The 16,688-nt window shown below is 56.3% G+C and carries 18 protein-coding genes; 7 read left to right on the forward strand and 11 right to left on the reverse strand.

What is annotated here, in order from left to right; all coding sequences use genetic code 11:
- Positions 1-86 precede the first annotated feature (86 nt).
- Both CCASEI_RS00650 and CCASEI_RS00655 read left to right on the forward strand, forming a co-directional pair.
- Complete coding sequence (locus tag CCASEI_RS00650) at positions 87-1,226, forward strand: HNH endonuclease signature motif containing protein (RefSeq protein WP_006823901.1); 1,140 nt, start codon at positions 87-89, stop codon at positions 1,224-1,226.
- 75 nt (positions 1,227-1,301) lie between these two features.
- Entirely contained in the window at positions 1,302-2,312 is a 1,011-nt protein-coding gene (locus CCASEI_RS00655; RefSeq protein WP_006823900.1) for a pirin family protein, read from the forward strand.
- Between the two features lie 137 nt (positions 2,313-2,449).
- On the opposite strand, the gene CCASEI_RS00660 is transcribed toward CCASEI_RS00655, so the two are convergent.
- The 7 genes from CCASEI_RS00660 to CCASEI_RS00690 all read right to left on the reverse strand — a co-directional run bounded on the left by CCASEI_RS00660 (position 2,450) and on the right by CCASEI_RS00690 (position 8,617).
- Entirely contained in the window at positions 2,450-3,088 is a 639-nt protein-coding gene (locus tag CCASEI_RS00660; RefSeq protein WP_006823899.1) for an RloB family protein, read from the reverse strand.
- Positions 3,081-4,433 (reverse strand): AAA family ATPase, encoded by a 1,353-nt coding sequence (locus CCASEI_RS00665; protein WP_006823898.1) that lies wholly within the window; start codon positions 4,431-4,433, stop codon positions 3,081-3,083. Before CCASEI_RS00665 ends, CCASEI_RS00660 begins: the two co-directional genes overlap by 8 nt.
- Positions 4,434-4,640: 207 nt before the next feature.
- On the reverse strand, positions 4,641-5,549 hold the full coding sequence (locus tag CCASEI_RS00670; RefSeq protein WP_025386866.1) for a CPBP family intramembrane glutamic endopeptidase: 909 nt from the start codon (positions 5,547-5,549) through the stop codon (positions 4,641-4,643).
- Positions 5,549-6,211, reverse strand: a complete 663-nt coding sequence (locus CCASEI_RS00675; protein WP_025386867.1) for a DUF3887 domain-containing protein — start codon at positions 6,209-6,211, stop codon at positions 5,549-5,551. The genes CCASEI_RS00670 and CCASEI_RS00675 overlap by 1 nt, the downstream gene beginning before the upstream one ends.
- Positions 6,212-6,267: 56 nt before the next feature.
- Positions 6,268-7,758: a DASS family sodium-coupled anion symporter gene (locus tag CCASEI_RS00680; protein ID WP_038574314.1), complete on the reverse strand. Its 1,491-nt coding sequence runs from the start codon at positions 7,756-7,758 to the stop codon at positions 6,268-6,270.
- Positions 7,759-8,041: 283 nt separating this feature from the next.
- Entirely contained in the window at positions 8,042-8,383 is a 342-nt protein-coding gene (locus tag CCASEI_RS00685; RefSeq protein WP_025386869.1) for a hypothetical protein, read from the reverse strand.
- Positions 8,384-8,392: 9 nt separating this feature from the next.
- The gene (locus tag CCASEI_RS00690; protein ID WP_155894801.1) at positions 8,393-8,617 is read right to left on the reverse strand and encodes a hypothetical protein; all 225 of its coding nucleotides are present in this window, start codon (positions 8,615-8,617) and stop codon (positions 8,393-8,395) included.
- 78 nt (positions 8,618-8,695) lie between these two features.
- Here CCASEI_RS00690 and CCASEI_RS00695 point away from each other — a divergent pair, with 78 nt between their 5' ends.
- From CCASEI_RS00695 to CCASEI_RS00710, 4 genes are all read left to right on the forward strand, one after another.
- Entirely contained in the window at positions 8,696-9,508 is an 813-nt protein-coding gene (locus CCASEI_RS00695) for an ABC transporter ATP-binding protein (protein WP_025386871.1), read from the forward strand.
- A complete protein-coding gene (locus tag CCASEI_RS00700; RefSeq protein ID WP_006823891.1) occupies positions 9,505-10,164 on the forward strand; it encodes an ABC transporter permease in 660 nt (219 codons plus the stop codon). The genes CCASEI_RS00695 and CCASEI_RS00700 overlap by 4 nt, the downstream gene beginning before the upstream one ends.
- Entirely contained in the window at positions 10,161-10,832 is a 672-nt protein-coding gene (locus tag CCASEI_RS00705; RefSeq protein WP_006823890.1) for an ABC transporter permease, read from the forward strand. The genes CCASEI_RS00700 and CCASEI_RS00705 overlap by 4 nt, the downstream gene beginning before the upstream one ends.
- 73 nt (positions 10,833-10,905) lie before the next feature.
- Positions 10,906-11,829: an ABC transporter substrate-binding protein gene (locus CCASEI_RS00710; RefSeq protein ID WP_025386872.1), complete on the forward strand. Its 924-nt coding sequence runs from the start codon at positions 10,906-10,908 to the stop codon at positions 11,827-11,829.
- Here the strand turns inward: CCASEI_RS00710 and CCASEI_RS00715 are convergent.
- The gene (locus tag CCASEI_RS00715) at positions 11,826-12,320 is read right to left on the reverse strand and encodes a GNAT family N-acetyltransferase (RefSeq protein WP_006823888.1); all 495 of its coding nucleotides are present in this window, start codon (positions 12,318-12,320) and stop codon (positions 11,826-11,828) included. The two genes, CCASEI_RS00710 and CCASEI_RS00715, sit on opposite strands and share 4 nt — an antisense overlap.
- Positions 12,321-12,425: 105 nt before the next feature.
- On the opposite strand from CCASEI_RS00715, the gene CCASEI_RS00720 reads away from it, so the two are divergent.
- On the forward strand, positions 12,426-12,842 hold the full coding sequence (locus CCASEI_RS00720; RefSeq protein ID WP_006823887.1) for a hypothetical protein: 417 nt from the start codon (positions 12,426-12,428) through the stop codon (positions 12,840-12,842).
- Here the strand turns inward: CCASEI_RS00720 and CCASEI_RS00725 are convergent.
- The 3 genes from CCASEI_RS00725 to CCASEI_RS00735 all read right to left on the reverse strand — a co-directional run bounded on the left by CCASEI_RS00725 (position 12,781) and on the right by CCASEI_RS00735 (position 16,501).
- On the reverse strand, positions 12,781-14,598 hold the full coding sequence (locus CCASEI_RS00725; protein WP_006823886.1) for an ABC transporter ATP-binding protein: 1,818 nt from the start codon (positions 14,596-14,598) through the stop codon (positions 12,781-12,783). The genes CCASEI_RS00720 and CCASEI_RS00725 overlap by 62 nt on opposite strands.
- Positions 14,595-16,199, reverse strand: coding sequence for an ABC transporter transmembrane domain-containing protein (locus CCASEI_RS00730; protein ID WP_051461174.1), 1,605 nt, complete (start codon positions 16,197-16,199; stop codon positions 14,595-14,597). Before CCASEI_RS00730 ends, CCASEI_RS00725 begins: the two co-directional genes overlap by 4 nt.
- A 98-nt stretch (positions 16,200-16,297) precedes the next feature.
- Complete coding sequence (locus CCASEI_RS00735) at positions 16,298-16,501, reverse strand: hypothetical protein (protein ID WP_006823884.1); 204 nt, start codon at positions 16,499-16,501, stop codon at positions 16,298-16,300.
- Positions 16,502-16,688 lie beyond the last annotated feature (187 nt).

Here is a 16,688-nt window from a genome sequence, read left to right on the forward strand (position 1 = left end):
GTTTGGGTGACGTGTCATGTGAATTACTCGCAGGTTTTTGAACTTGCCCTAGTCAGGGGTTGCACTGTCGTTTTAGTGTCGAAGTTATGAACGGATATGAATTATTTGAAGCCTTCGACAGAGGTGGCGTGGGCATTTTGCGCGACTTCTTTGAGCTTTCGCCCTACGACGTAGCTACTGAGGGACACAGACTTTCTACAGCGCAGAAATATGCTCGGCTGGCCAGAGTTTACTTCGGGTCCTGCGACTCGCCGCGTGTGCAGCAAGAGGCTGTCGCACTTGCCGAAGAGCGCAGGTTGGGCATTGAGTTCTTAGAGATGGTTAATAAACACGCGAAGAAGTTGAAAGCGCGTGGTGCCGCGTGGAAGTTGCGTGCAGAACTCATCGCGTATGAGGGAAGCTACGAAGAAGTCGATGAGCATGGCAAAAGGCGCGTGACCGAAGAAGGCGGCGACAAAGCCAAACAATCTGGCGTACGCGTAGGCCGCGCAATAGACGGGCTGCGCACCATTAGCATTACCGATACCCAACGACGCATTACTGATTTGGAAAAGACCCTCGACGCGGCCGCCGAAGACGATGACCAACCGCGCTCCGAGGCACTGCTCGAGCCTTTCTGGGACCTCATCGAAGGAACCAGCACGGGTCTTATCAAGCCTGAATACCGCACCGTGATTGCTCTTGGGCTGGATAACTCTGCCAAAATCTTCAGTGGCGAAGGCGACGATGTCAACGTCGGCGCCTCTGACGGCACCACCATGACCGGTGCCGAAATTGTTAATGCCGCGATGGAAGGTGCTTTAGGCGAAAAGCTTTACGTCGGTTTGTTCCATCCCACCGCCGGGCCGGTCAATCTCTACGAGGCACGCTTCGCTTCCGACAAGCTGCGAACCCTGGCTATGACCGAGAATCTCGTCTGCCCCTGGCCGGACTGCAACGTGCCGGCCGACAGGTGCCAAGTCCACCACATCGACGCCCACAAACACGGTGGGCATACCAAGCCGTCGAATCTGACGATGTTGTGTAAGTATCACAACGGCGTCAACGATGACGGCCCGGCTACGCCGGGCGGGAAGAAAAGAGGACCAGGCAAACCAAAATGCGGCAAGCCGAAGCGGGGAAGAATGCACCGACACCGCGGCAAAGTCCGCCTGCGCACCCCAGGCGGCAAACTACTCGGCAATACTCACGACCTCAGCAGCATGGGAGCGATGAACCTGATCTAATAGGGCATAACCACGCTGAAACTGTGGACCGAAAGGTGGAAGAGAAAATAAACCCAATCGACTAAGGTTGTTGACATGAACGCAACCGCAGTTGAGATCATTTCTTCCCGCGCTGTGCCGCTTGGTGGTCCGCGTGCGATGACGGTTCATCGTACGCTGCCGCACCGTCAGCGATCGCTCATTGGCGCGTGGTGCTTTGTCGATCATTTTGGTCCCGATGATGTGTCAAAGACCGGTGGCATGGACGTTGCGCCGCACCCGCACACTGGTCTGCAGACCGCGACGTGGCTCTTTACCGGCGAGATCAGCCACATCGATGCCGGCGGCGGACGCGGCTTCGTGCATCCCGGTGAGTTCTACCTGATGACTGCCGGTAACGGCATTTCGCATACAGAAACCACCACCGAGAAGACCACCATCTTGCATGGCGTGCAGTTGTGGATTGCGCTGCCGGATGCCACGCGCAGTACTGCCGAGCGCGACTTGGCCTATTTCAAACCGCCAGCTACCGAGCTCGATGGCGGTCAGCTCAAGGTGTTTATGGGTGAGCTCATGGGTGCATCCAGCCCGGTGCATTCGCACACACCAATGGTCGGTGCGGAAATCACCATCGACCCACACTCAGAAATCGTGCTGGATCTGAATCCAGAGTTTGAACACGGCGTGATCGCTGACTCTGGCACCATCGTGGTCGCAGACACCGAGCTGGAAAAGACGCAGATTGGCTACACCGGCATCGGTGAAAAGACTCTACGCATCCGCAATGATTCCGATGAGATCGGCCGAGTGCTGTTTATCGGCGGCGAACCACTGCGGGAAAAAATCCTCATGTGGTGGAATTTCCTCGGCCGCGACCACGACGAAATCGTGCGCTACCGCGATATTTGGCAAGCCAGCCAGGGCGAAGATGTCGACGGCCAGTTCGGCTTCGTCGACGGCTACATCGGCCACGGTGGCGTCGGCGAAGACGGCCTCGGCCGCAACGCCGATGGCATGACGTGGCTTCCCGCGCCGAATCTCCCCAATGTCCGAATGCGCCCGCGCACTCTCACCGAACCTGTCGCGCGGCCAAACACGAAAATCTAATGAACGGAAACTGGGGTCTTGAAAGTGGATGCAAATCCGCAACGAGACCCCAGTAAATCCGCAACGCGCTTCAACTACCTGCACGAATGTGGAAAATGAACGAATACTTGGTTCAGCGCCCTGTGGCTTCTTCTAAACTAGGAATTGGCCGCACTGGATGCTTGGATGGCGTTAATTATTTTCTCAGTAAGCAAATGTACGGTCGTCCAGGAGCCACCGAGATCCTTTAGATCTTCAAAGTTGGTGAGTTCACTGGGGATTCTCTTCTTTGCCCTTCTAATCGCTTCTTTATGCTGTTCGTTCTCATTAGGAAGTTGAGAACTACTGCCTTTTTGATAATCAGGTATGTAGCGGTTGAGTCGATCAAGAATCTCTTTTCGAGTTCCGGCGCCAGTACCATCTTCGAAATGTAGTAGAAGCCACCATTCGAATTGAGGAAGGCTGAGTGCGATTCCCCTATCCCCACGTTGGGAAGCCCAACTCCAAATCTCTTGGATCTGATCATCTTCCCATTCATCCCGGTCAATGACGCACCATGCCTGATCCCCAGCCCTCAATGAACCTTTGCTTCTTAAATCCTCAAGCATTCTATCTGCTTGAGCCATAACCGCGGTTGGGTTGCTGCCTTTACCAGTATTTACCATTAGCTGGACTTCGGATATGTGTCCTTTGAATTGTTCGAAATATGCCTTTTCTGTTTTCCCTTCAACGGCCAATACGAACTGGGTCCGATAATTTCGGTTATTAGTTTTACGTCGCGATTGAAGCCTAGCCATTTTCTACCTCGGTGAGCCGCTCTGCCCACTGGGAAAGACCCAAGGGCTTGATGCTTGGAACGCCTCCAAACCGGCCTGCTAGATAGCTCTTTCGAAGATCGAGATCTTTGCGCGCCTCCCGATATTCAGCAACTCCAATAAGCATCGAAGATCCGCTATTGTCTTTTTCCACCACCCACATTTCATCGCGTCGCAAGCGATCTGGATCCATTAGGAGTAAGTCATGGGTTGTGAACAATAGTTGGGCACGACTGTCTGCGGAACAGGTGGCAAGGAAGCCATCTATGAGCGCACGAGAAAGCTCAGTGTGGAAGCTGCGATCGAGCTCATCTATGACTAGGAGTAGAGGACTTTCCTCGATGGCTAGTGTAACGAAAATTCCTAGAAGTCGAATTATAGATTTGGTGCCGTCTGATTCTTCATGCCACTCGAGAGGGTATTCTCCATCGGATCCTATGTGTAACAGGCGGATTCTGTTCGCGGTCAATTTGCCGTTCGCATCTTTGCTGATTTCGAATCTTCCTGCCATGGTTTCTACGGAGGCAACATCGTCTTCGTTGTATTGTTGACGCAGGTAGTCTTCAATACTTTCAGTAAGCTGTAATGAAGAAAACTCGACCGGCTGCCTCTTAATTCCGCATATTCCAAGATCAACAGCTTTTAACACATCATCTGGAATCGGGATGTGAAGCCCAGGGATAAAAGATATGGCCTCAGCAGAAGGATCAAATACGCCAGCAGGGAGCGTTAGTGTGCGGCGTGTCCATTTGTAAGGAGCTGTTAAAAGCTCCGAATGGGGAACCGAACTATTCAGCGATGAACCGAAGAAGGCAACCGTGGGCACGTTTTCGGGAATGCCTTCGATGTATGTCTCTAGCTTCTCTGAGCTGATTGACTTCCCGAGGTCAATGGTGGCCCCGTTTCTTTCGAATATCACCTTTTCAGTACGGCTAAGGTGTTGTATTAGTTTCTCATTTACAACTGTTTTACGGTCGTATTCAATGCTGTACTCATAAACTCGATCGTCTAAGGAAAATAGAGCCTCGAGGTAGGTTGGCTTAATTAGGCTTGAGGGATCGAGCTTGAACGGCCGATATGGTAGTGGCTCTCCGGATCGAGGGGGATCATGAAGCAGCTTCCGCAAATCACTTAGTGCGTTCACAAGGTTTGATTTTCCCGAAGCATTAGCTCCGAACACTGCCGCGATTGGTGTAACAGATAGTTGGTAGCGCTTTTCCAATCGCGGGAGCCGCTCACGGAACTTTTGTTCTTTGGATGAAATCATACTGAAGGTGGTTTTTTCCCGGAATGAACGGTAGTTTCCTACAGTCAACTCTAAAAGCATGACTCCTCGTTCCTTAATTTCAATCTAGTAAACTTACATGATGATACGATATTTTCGCGTCTTTCCTGATCTAACTTTAACCTATGAAGACCGCTTTGGTTGGTTAATGCCCACGCAACTGTCGCAGGTATGAGTGAAAATCGTATTTAAGTGTGCCCTCCATGAGGAACTGTAAAAATAGGGCACCGTAGCGCATAATGAGTCGGGTCAACTGGTCTTCTGCGTATTCTTGATCATAGTGAGAATCAGCACGACGGCGACCACCGCAAAAATCGCGATGCCAGGAACGCCCATGGGCGCAGCAAGGACGCGGTCCCAGGTATCACCGGTTGCAACAAGCATCGCGGGGAAACCTGCGAGTGCGTTGAAGAATGCGTGCCCAATCGCAGCTGGCAGCACGCTCTTGGAGCGCAAACTCAGCCAGCTCAATACCGCGCCGAAAGCAATGCAGAAGGCCGTGAACAGTAGCACCGCCACGGCGCCGGGAATCTGATCGCTGAAGTTATAGCCCGCTGCGATTAACGGTGCGTGCCATAGTCCCCAGATAACGCCGATGAGCAGCACCTGGCGCAGGCGCCCCAGCGGCTCCAGCGCGTTTTGCAGCCAACCGCGCCAGCCGGCTTCTTCACCGAAAGCCATGAGAGCGTTGATAGTAATGCCCGCGATAAACGCCTGGATAACCGTCATGGCGATCAACACCGTCGGCGAAATATCTGCACCTGCTTCAATTAAAGGCGCACGGGTCTGCGTCATCTCCCAATCAGGATTCAACCACCCAGCAGCAGTCGCCAGCGCGATTGACGCCGCAATCACGCCAGCAACCAGCACAAACCCAATGAATACCGAAGAAACAATCTTCTTCCACTGACCATTCGCAAAAGACTCTTGGCCCAAACCAACAGCACCGGTCCACTTTTCAAAGGTAATAAACCGGCAAACAATAACCGTTGCAATCAGCGGAGTGAACATGCGCAGTGAAATTGGCAGAATAGCCAACGGATGTGCCAAACCCAGAGTGCTTAAAAGAACAGCATCGAGCGCATAAGCAAGCCCGAAAGAAATCAGCACGAAGAAGCCGACGGCTCTCCAATTGACTGCTCGCGTTACGGTATTCATTAATCCGGCCTTTCCGTTAGTGCCTGGTCAGCGGGCACGAACCACAGTCCAGCCATGCTGCCATCGGTGTTGTAGCTAATGCGCGCAACCAAGTCGGCGGCTTCGAAGGCGAGGGGTTGTTCGACAACAGTGATGCCATCGGCAAGCCCGATAGCTTCGGCAGGAAGTCGCGTTTCTAATGCGCCGCTTATCGATGCCACCTGCGCCCACGTCGTCGCCAAACCCTCTGCATCTAAATGCGCGCCGATGACCGGGCCCAATTGACCTGCTGCTTCTTCCCAGCGGGACGCGGTCAGGTCGTCTAAAAATTGTTCCGCCTTGGTTATGGCTTCGCGCTTGGCTTCTTCAGTGGGTTTATTCACCGCTTTTCCTGTCCGAGGGTCAATCGCGATGCCAAACCGCTGGAAGGCAGCCTGCCGCGAAATGCCCAGGGCGTCCCCGATGGTCTGCCACGTGATTCCACGTCCGCGGGCATCGGTGACCAAGTGCGCCAGTGCTTCATCGGCAAGCGCCTGAAGTGAGCGCGCCGTGGACAGCGCATGAGTGACATCGCTGCGCGAACTTTCTCCGGAAGATTCGTTTGAGGGGGAGAGTTCATCGGCAAGCAATGTGACTATGCGCGTGATGTGATCTGCCAGCTCGTGGCCTCGTTGATTGCCCACGTGTCAAGCCTGCCTTTACAACACAAACTTTGTCAAGGAAAACTTGACCCGTCCCGTCACCAGAGACCGATGAGGTCCATCCAACCCATGCCGACGAAGATCCAGATAGCCAAAGAGATCACCCCGGCGACAAGGCCCACGCCCCACCACTGCGCCACGGAGTTGTACTTCATGCCGAACAGCGTTGGGGATGCGCCACCTGCGTAGTGGGTGAGCGACTGGAAAATGTTGGAGCAGTAGGCCAGGACCAGCGCGGCTAGCAGCGGTGGTGCGCCCAGTGCCAGCGCGGCGGCCAGGAATGCGATGTACATCGCGGAAATGTGCGCGGTGGCCGAGGCGAAGAAATAGTGCGCGAAGAAGTAGATGATGACCAGCAGGATTAGTGCGGTCAGCCAGTGGAGCGCGCCGAGGGAGCCGGCGATGACTTCGGAGACCCAGTCGATGAATCCGTAGGCCGATAGCGCGGTGGCCATCATGTACAGCACCGCAAACCACGTCATGGTGTCCCAGGCGGCTTTCTCACGGATGATGTCTTCCCACGTCAGAACCTGGAAGACCATCAGGATAATCACGCCCACGAATGCGGTGGTGGTTGCGGAGATGCCCAGCACCAGATCGCCGACCGTCCACAGCAGCAGCAAGACCACGAAGGTGACGCCCAGGACTTTTTCGCCGTAGCTCATGCCGCCGAGCTTCTTGAGCTCATCACTCGCCATGGTTTGTACTTCGGGGGTTTTCTTCAGCTCTGGCGGATAGATCAGGTAGATAACCAGCGGCACTACAGCCAGGGCAAGCAGGCCGGGGACGATGGCGCCCATTGCCCAGGTGGTCCAGGAGATTTCCACGCCAAGCTCACCGGCGAGGGAAGCAATCAGCGGGTTACCCGCCATGGCGGTGAGGAACATGGCACAAGTAATGGAGTTGGAATTTGATACCACCAGTGACAAGAAGGCGCCGGCGCGGCGCGAGGTTGGCCCCGGTTCGGAGTCATAAGTCAGCGCCACCGACTTCATAATCGGCGCCATGATTCCGCCGCCGCGCGCCGTCGCCGACGGGATTGCCGGGGAGAGTACCAGGTCAGCTAGGCCCAGGCCATAGCCGACGCCGAGCATGTGGCCACCAACTTTGGAGACGAAAAACAGCGCTATGCGGCGGCCAAACCCGGTCTTGATAAACCCGCGTGAGAGCAAGAAGGCCATGACAATGAGCCAAATCGTTGAGTTGCCGAAACCGACCAGCGCATAGGGCGCGCCTGGGTTATCGGCGCTTGGCGCAAGCGGGACGATCCCCGTCAACACGGTGGCGATCATGCCAATGATGGTCACCGCACCCATCGGCATCGGCGCCATGATGATGCACACGATTGTGGCCACGAAAATGCCGAACATGCGCCAGGCTTGATCGGTGAGCTGCTCAGGATGAGGGCTGAACCAGAAGACAATTGCAATCAGAATAGGAACGCCAAACCCGATTGCCATTTTCCGCCAGTGTTCGCCGGGAGGAGCATCGACTCGCTGCTGCGGCTGTGTGGTGGTGCCATTGGACATTAGGAAGCTCCTGTCTTGGAACTGCTCCCGCTCTTTGCCGGAGTCCGACGCGGACACCGCTGGCGTTTATCCAGCGGCTGCCTTCCCCCAAAATCTCGCAGGCGCGACACTTCAGAAAAGCTAGGGCCTTGCCCTCCCGCCAACATCCATTCTAGTTAGCCGCCATAGCGTTTGAAAAGCCCATTAACGTGTAAAAAAGGTGATGTTCGTGACACGAACAGCCCTCGTCAGTGCCCGCCAGATTTCAAGATTCTCGAGAAATAATGGCTTGTTCGACTTCGAGTCAGCGGGAGGCTGATCTGTGAGCGTCGGCGGGGTTGTTTATGTCTAGAAACAAGTTCGCCATCAGGTCCATCCGGAACCTTTCATCTTGGCTTTCGAGGATTTCAGAAATGACTTCATCGAAGAGCTTTGAGTCCCTGTGGAATTCCATCGGTTCACCCACTATGTGAAAAGCCGTGACTATTCGCGGGTCCTCCCGAACTACCTTGGCCAACGCTGAAACGTGTTCGTTTGTTGCGGAGTGGGCATGAATGCCACATGCTCCGATCGCGCCGGTAAATGGAATCCAGTCTTGCATGATGTCGATTTCATCTTTGAGGATTTCATAGATGTCTTCATTCAAGGTGGGCTCCTAGGAGTTATTGGATTCGAAGCGGTCGCGGTGCTTGGGCGAGGTGCTCCAGTAGATGACCGCGGCGCCGAGCGCGATGGTGAGCAGTGCGGAAATCACCGTGAGGCCTGTATTGGATGTGTCGCCGACAAGCGCTGTCGCGAGAACCGCAAGGGCGCATGCCATCGCTATCGCCCCGAGTGTGAAGCCAGTCTTGTGGTGAATCCTCATGGTCTTAAGGTACATAGGAAAGAGTTTTCCCTCAAAGAGAATTTTGGTCCTCTTTTGGTTCCTATCGAACGAATTTGCCATATACTGGTGCGCATGATCGAGTTTGAACACGTCACGAAGTCTTACCCGGACGGCACCGTGGCGGTGGCTGACTTCTCGCTCCGCATAGACTCGCATCGCACAGTTGCGCTGGTGGGCTCTTCTGGTTCGGGCAAGACTACACTGCTGCGCATGGTCAACCGCATGGTTGATCCCACCGCGGGCCGCGTCCTCATTGATGGGGAAGACGTGGCGGGCGTTGACCCGGTGAATCTACGCCGCTCTATTGGCTATGTGCTGCAGCAGGGCGGGTTGATGCCGCATCGCACGATTGTGGACAACGTTGGCGCTGTGCTGCGGCTTAACGGAATGACCAAGGCGCAGGCGCGAGAGCGCGCGTTGACGATGATGGACCGAGTTGGCCTTGACCGCGCTATGGCCAATCGCTATCCCGGGCAATTATCGGGCGGGCAGCAACAGCGCGTCGGTGTTGCGCGGGCGCTGGCCCCGGAGCCCAATATTTTGCTCATGGATGAGCCTTTCGGTGCGGTCGATCCGATTGTGCGCCGGGAACTCCAGGATGAACTGCTGCGCCTGCAGGCGGAGCTGGGCAAGACCATTGTCTTTGTCACCCATGACATTGATGAAGCATTCCGCTTGGGTGATGAAGTAGTGATTTTGAAGCCCGGCGGTGTCATTGCGCAGCAGGGAACGCCCGCGGAGATTCTTGCCCACCCGGCGGATGATTTCGTGCGCGGCTTTGTGGGAAGTGAGCGGGCGGAGCGGCGGCTGAGCATCGAAAGGCTTAATGGCCGAACGGTGGCCGTGGACGCTGACGGCCGCCCGGTCGGGGTGATTGAGCCATGACGTGGCTGCGACTGAATTGGCCGCAGGCACTGGAGCTTTTGTGGGCGCACCTTGCGCTGTCCATTCCGGCGATCGTGCTCAGCGCCGTGATTGCTATCCCGCTGGGACGCTTTGCTTTTCGACGTCCACGCATCGGCGGCCCGCTGCTCAGCACGGCGACCTTGCTCTATGCCATCCCGGCGCTGCCGATGTTGATTATCGTGCCCGTCATTTTTGGCGTGGCGCTGCGGTCTCCGGCGACGATGATTATTGCGCTGACCGCCTACGGCGTCGCGTTGTATGTGCGCACTAGCGCTGATGCATTCGGCTCTGTTGACCGGACCGTCAGGGATGCTGCTAAGGCGATGGGCTATGCGCCGCGCAGCCTGTTTTGGCAGGTCGACCTGCCGCTGGCCATTCCGGTGCTGATTGCCGGGCTGCGCGTGGTGTCTGTGTCCACCATCGGGCTGGTCACTATCGGCGCGCTTATTGGCGTGCAAAACCTGGGCACACTGATGACCGACGGCTTTCAGCGTGGAATCGCTGGCGAAGTTGCTGTCGGCGTCATCTTGACCGTGCTGCTGGCGCTGGTGATTGACGCGGTGCTGTTGGCCGCCGGCAAGCTGCTCACCCCATGGACGCGCCGGGTGAAAGCAAACAAGGTGGTTAGCCGATGAATCTTGTGACGCAAGCGTGGCTGTGGCTGACTGATTCCGCCAACTGGGTGGGCATTTCCGGGATTCCTAATCGCCTGGTTGAGCACATCACCGTCACGTTTTTGGCGCTGCTCGTCGCGCTGATTATTGCCGTTCCGATTGGCATGATCATTGGCCATACCCGCCGCGGCGCTGCGGTGGTGGGTGCGGTTACTGGTGGTGTGCGTGCGATTCCGACCTTGGGTTTGCTGACCCTGCTTGGTTTGTGGCTGGGCATTGGCATCGAGGCGCCGTTTATCGCGCTGGTTGTGCTGGCCATTCCGTCTTTGCTGGTCGGCGCGTATTCCGGGGTGGAAGCTATTGACAGTCAAACCCCGCAGGCCGCCCAAGCCATTGGCATGCGCCCCGCGCAGGTTCTGCTCACCGTGGAATTGCCCCTGGCACTGCCCGTTATTGTGGGCGGCATTCGTGCCGCGACGTTGCAGCTGGTTGCCACCACCACGTTGGCGGCCTATACCTCTGATACGGGGCTCGGCCGCTACATATTCTCTGGGCTTAAGACCCGTGATTACGCCGAGATGCTCGGCGGCGCCGTGCTGGTGATTTTGGTTGCGATTATCCTCGAGATTGTCCTCGCTAGATGCCAGCACCTTGCGCGACGAGTTGCATTGCCTGGCGCAATCCCGTGATAACCCCATCGAACTCCCACTTTGCTCCCTACATTTCCTATTCACCACTTTCGAATCTCAAAAGGATGTCCCCATGTTCCGGAAAAACCGCGTGACCGCAGTAGCGGCACTAGCTTTGACCAGTATTTTTGCGCTCACCGCGTGCGGTACCGATAGCAGCCCGTTGGAAGAAGATACCGCGACAAATGGTGGCGGTGATGAGACCATTGTCATTGGTTCGCAGGATTACTATTCCAATGAGATCATCGCCGAAATCTATGCGCAGGCCTTGGAAAACGCTGGCTATGACGTTGACCGCCAGTTCCGGATTGGACAACGTGAGGCCTATTTGCCAGAGATTGAGTCCGGGGAGATTGACCTGTTCCCGGAGTATTCCGGGCCGGTTTTGCAGTACTGGGAGCCAGACACTGAAGCACGCTTGCCGGAGGATGTCTTCGCGGCGCTGGAAGAAGCAGCTCCTGAGGGCCTAAACGTGCTGGAGCAGTCACCAGCCACGGACCAGGATTCCTATGTTGTTACGCGAGAGCTTGCCGATGAATGGTCCCTTTCCACCGTCGCCGACCTTGAAAAAGTCACCGAGCCTTTGACCTTGGGTGCAAACTCCGAGGCAGAAAACCGCCCCAATGGCCCGAAGGGACTTGAGGAAACTTACGGCGTTGAAGTAGGATTTGCGCCGATTGAAGACAGCGGCGGGCCGCTGACGGTCAAGGCGCTGCGCGATGGCGATGTTCAGCTGGCAATCATCTACACCGCTGACCCGTCGATTGAGTCCAACAACCTGGTGTCGCTGGAAGATACCAAGGGCTTGTTCTTGTCATCGAATGTTGTGCCACTGGCCAGCGACAAAGTCGATGAGCAGGCCACCGAGATCATCAATGAGATCTCTGCAGCGATGAGCCCCGAAGACCTGGTGTCTTTGAACAACCGCAGCGTCACCGAGCAGCTTCCGGCCGCCGATATTGCGCAGGACTGGTTGGAAGAAAAGGGCTTGCTTTAAAAGCGCTTGACCAAGACGTAGTGGCCTTCGCGCTCACTGACCTGTTCAAATCCCAAGTGGAGATACAGGCGGTGGGCGCGTTCATTTGCCGCGGCTACCGACAGTGAGAGGCCGGGTGCGCCTTTTTGGCGGGCGAGCTCGGTTGCTGCCTCCAGCAGCGCGGTGCCTATTCCTTCGCCTTTGTAGCGGTTTTCTACCGCCAAGGCGAGCTCCGGGATGCCTTCCTCGACGTGGCCGAAACCGTGGAATTCGTCTGTTCCCCAGTTCAACCAGACTCCGCCGGCGGGGATGCGGCCGCGCCAAGCCACAAACCCGCCCTTGTCTTCATTCCAGCTCTCAAGGTAATAAAGCCAGTCCCGTTCAAACTCGGCGGTGACTTCACCAAATTCATCACCAAAGGTGTCGGTGAGCAGGTTCAAACGTGACAGATAGGTTCGGTCGGATTCGGTTGCTGCAACCAGCAGCAAGTCGTCTTCTGCATGGGAATTCATGCCAATATTTTAGCGCGATAAGAAATATCGCTGGTTAAATCCTCTGCAGGGAAACTTATCGGGGGATAAAGTGAGACCCAGTTTCAACAAGGGGAGGGTTGATAAGTGGGCAAAGCTTTCAGCACGTTCTTGGCTTTAGTGGCGGTGCATGTGTGGGCGACGCACGTGGGTGACTTTATGAGAAACGAGGATGTCAGCGGAGCAGCATGGTTTTTGACCTCTGCATCCGTATTCATCTTCCTTGCCTTGGTCACGGATTATGTGCATGCCGTTTATATGGAGGAATACCGCACGAGTACACGCCGGTTTAAGGTACTCGTCGGCTTTGCTGCTGTTGGGCTCGGCATGGCGATCATTGGCGCGTGGGTGATGCCGTTTGGGTGGAACCCAGTGTGGGTTGCGGTAGTTGGGCTCTTGGTCGGTGTGGTGGCACAGGTAGCCACAGATAAACCCCAACTACCTAGCGGGTTCCGTGTTCCCATTGGGCATAAGAACGGGCGTAGTGCCCGCCGAGGGCGATGAGGGAATCATGGTCGCCGTCCTCAATGATTTCGCCGGCCTCCATGACCAGGATGCGGTCGGCGACGCGGGCTTGATCGAGCCGGTGCGCCACGACCAAGGTGGTGCGGCCGCGGGCGACAGCGCGCGCGGCGGACTCCAAGGCCTCGGCGTGCTCGCTACCTGCTTCGGAGGTTGCCTCGTCCATGATCAGCACTGGGGGCTGGCGCAAAAACATGCGCGCCAAGGAAATCTGCTGGGCTACCTCGGCGCCGACCTCGGGGTTGCCGGCGCCGATTTCGGTGTTGAGCCCCTTGGGCAGCCATCGGTCCCAGGCCGGGGTGTCGTGGCGCAGGCCGACTGTGGACAGTGCTTTGAGCAGTTCATTATCGGTGGCATCAGGTTTGGCCAGCAGCAAGTCATTGCGCAAGGTGCCAGAGAACAAGTGCACATCTTGGGTAATCAGCGCGACGTGCTGGCTGACCCACACGTTGGGAACCGTTGCGGTATCGGTTGTATCCACGATGATCTTGCCGGCGGTGGGGTATTGCAGCCCCGCCACCAGGGCAGCCAGCGTGGACTTGCCGGCACCGGAAGTACCGACCAACGCGGTGGTGGTGCCACCCGCGAGGGTAACTGACACATCTTTGAGCACGTGCGCGCCGCCCGGGTAGGCGTAGCTGAGGTTGTCAATGGTGACAGCAGGTTGTGAGGTGACCTGGGGAAGGTCATCGGTAACAGCGACGTCATCATCCGCAATCTTGGCTAGAGAAACCGCGCGGCCCAGTGCTGTGAGCGCGTGCTGAATATCGCCAGCGGAAAACAGCAGGGTAAACACGTGCATCTCCAAGCGCATGACCAGCAAGACCGCGGCAGCAGCCTGGCCGACGGTGAGCCAGTCCGCGGCCACCATCGGCATAGACATCACCAAGGCACCCAACAGCAAGAAACCAAAGGCGATGCTACCTTGACCCATGATGCGGTTAAACAGCGGCATCCTATCGCCCCAGGCCTGCACCGTCTCCCACGAGACATAGTCCATGCGGCGATGCGCCCAGCGCATCAACCGGAACTGCCGCAGCGTTTCCAATGCGCGGATGGAATCCAGCAGCACGTTATTACGCTTTGCCTCCACCGCGGAGACCACGTTGGTCACGGCCGGAACATCACGAATAACCTGCTTAATCCACGGCCACATCAGCACTCCCGTGATCAGCAACAGCAGCAGATACGCCGGGTGAATTAACACCATCGTCGCGGCGGTGACCGGCAAGAAGACCAGTGTCACAATAAGACGGTCACCAGTATGGCTAATGGTGGAGACCGTGGTGTCAATATCCTTGGACAAACGCGTAATCACATTGCCCGTGCCCAGTTCCAAAATGCGCGGCACCGGAGCACGCATCACCGCATCCAACGCTGATTTACGCAGGTCGATGCTCAACCGGCGGGTTGCCGTGTTGATCAGAAACAGGTTCAACGCGCGGCCCACGGTTTCGATGATGAGAGCGAGGGCGAAGATAATCATCGCTAAGCTCACTGCATCACTGCCCGTGCCCAACAACACTGAGCTACCGCCGGTCATCAAATCCACAATCTGGCCAATCACTGTCGCGCCAATATTCATAGCGCCGGCGGCAATAATGATGGAAATCAGCGTCGCGATAACCTGATAACGCTTCGGTGCAGAAGGCAGAGACTTAATAAACTGCCACATATCCCTCGCGCCAGCCGGCGCCAAAGCATCTGCCTCACGAACCACTGGTTTTGCATGAGTCATCGCTGCACCACCTCATCTGCTACCGCCGCCCAGGAAGGCGACGAAGAAATCACTACCGTTCTGCGGTCCGGGCGCAGCTCCGCCACGCGCCGGGCCACGGTGGCCAGCGTGATGGAATCCAAACCCGTGGTCGGCTCGTCCAACACCAGCACCTGCGGGTCATAGGCCAAAGCGCGCGCCAAAGCCACGCGTTGACGCTGGCCGCCAGACAAATTCAATCCGGCCTCACCAATGCCGGTGGTGGGCAGCTCACCGTTTGCACCGAAACCGCCCAGGCGCGTGACAATGTCCTGGCACGCCGCGGCATTAAGCGCATCATGCACCTGCTCTAACGCGAAGGTGCCCTCCGGATTGATGTTGTCCTCCAACGTTCCCTCCAGCACGGATACCTGGTGCGGCGGGCACAGCGCACCCATGGAGCCGAGCAGCTCCAAATCTTCGGCAATTCGGTGGCGGCCCTCCACTGTCTTGGGCTGCCACACGGTTAGACCCTCACCAAGGTTAAATGCCGTGGCAATGGACTCTTTCTTGCTTTCCGTCGAGTCGGCGGGAGTGGCGTGCGGCTGGAGGTCATCGACAAGTTCTGCAATACGCTGCGTGGATGCCAACCCGCGGGCATAAAACTGCGTGAGGAAGCCCAGTGAATAGCCTGTCGATGTCAACGCCGGTGGCACCAACATCACAATGGTCATCAACGCACCCGTGGAAATTTCCCCAGCATAAGTACGCGTGATGGCATAAAGCACCAAGCCTATCGCCCAGACAGTGGGCACCATCTGGCGCACCAACGTAGTCCACGTCAGCGTGCGGACTTCCCTGAGCATGGAATCAAGCGCCGTGGAAGAAACATCCGCGAAACGCTGCGCCACGATATCGCCCGCGCCCAAACCCTTGACCACGCGGTTGCCCTGCGCCGCATCCGTGGCAAGACTCAATGCCACGTTGTCATTCGCGCGACGCACCGCCGTCACCTTCGTCAAAGACTTCGCGGTGAGATAAGAAACCACCATGGTCAATGCAACACCCCCCGGCAGCGCAATAGCCACCACGGGTGATGCTGGCGCAATAACAATCACAGCGCCCACCACATAGCCCAGCATCATCACCGGAAAGTTGAGGATTTCTTTCAACAAGCCAATGTTGTTGCTGTCCTCGTCCATGGTATTGAGCAACCGGCCCGGGTTTAGCCCCTGCGTGCGGCTGCGCAACAGGCGCTGCAGCAGGCCCAAGCGCAAATCATGCGTGGTGCGCGCGGCACCCATGCCCGTAAAAGCATCTGCCGTTGATTCCGCAACCCACTGGAACCACAACAACAAAATGGTCAACAGCACCGGCACCAGAAGCGACTTCCAAGTCAGCTCACTAAAGACTGACTCAGTGGCATAACCAATGACAGCAGAAACCGCGGCGCCCACCGGCGCGGACAGCAGCATGCACACCAGCGTCATCCACACACTAGTGCTGTGCATTCCTAACAGGGAAAGGCTTGCCCGAGCAGGGGAATCCCAGCGGGTGGCATCAATGGCATATGTGCTCGGCGGTGAATCCTCGGGCAAATACCACGCCCACGTTCGCATACGTGAGTACTTCGGCACAATCATGGTGATTTAGTCTATGCCGTATTGACCCCGATCACAGCAGTTTTTCTGAACAGGGAAAGAAAAACTTAAAAACCTGAATAAATAGGTGTTTAAAGCGTCTAGCGCATGTGGTAACGCTCAACGTCAGCGCCGTTAAATACCTGCTCATAGCCCTCGGAGTCAAGAGAGCGGAAATCACTAGAATTTTCAATAGCCTCACGGAGCAGATCGACGCGAGGGGAGCTGTCTCCAATTACCGCACCCACTGGGAAGTAGTGGGTTTCGCCGTTTTTAAGGTTGACGGTAAGTGTTTCGTAGCTCATGTAAATCTCGGCCTCCAATAGGGCAGGGAACGTAAAGTGCGGATAGAAAAGAAAAACTGACCGACATCATGTGGCAGTATCCGCCCGGAATCCGGCAGTGTAATCGGCGTTGATGTCGATGCAGTTATAGGGTTCTATCACCTGTTTTAGAAGTGTTGGGCATAATTGAACCAGCGACCATAACTAA

Origin of the sequence: Corynebacterium casei LMG S-19264, assembly GCF_000550785.1 — a bacterium.
In the GTDB taxonomy this organism is placed as follows: domain Bacteria; phylum Actinomycetota; class Actinomycetes; order Mycobacteriales; family Mycobacteriaceae; genus Corynebacterium; species Corynebacterium casei.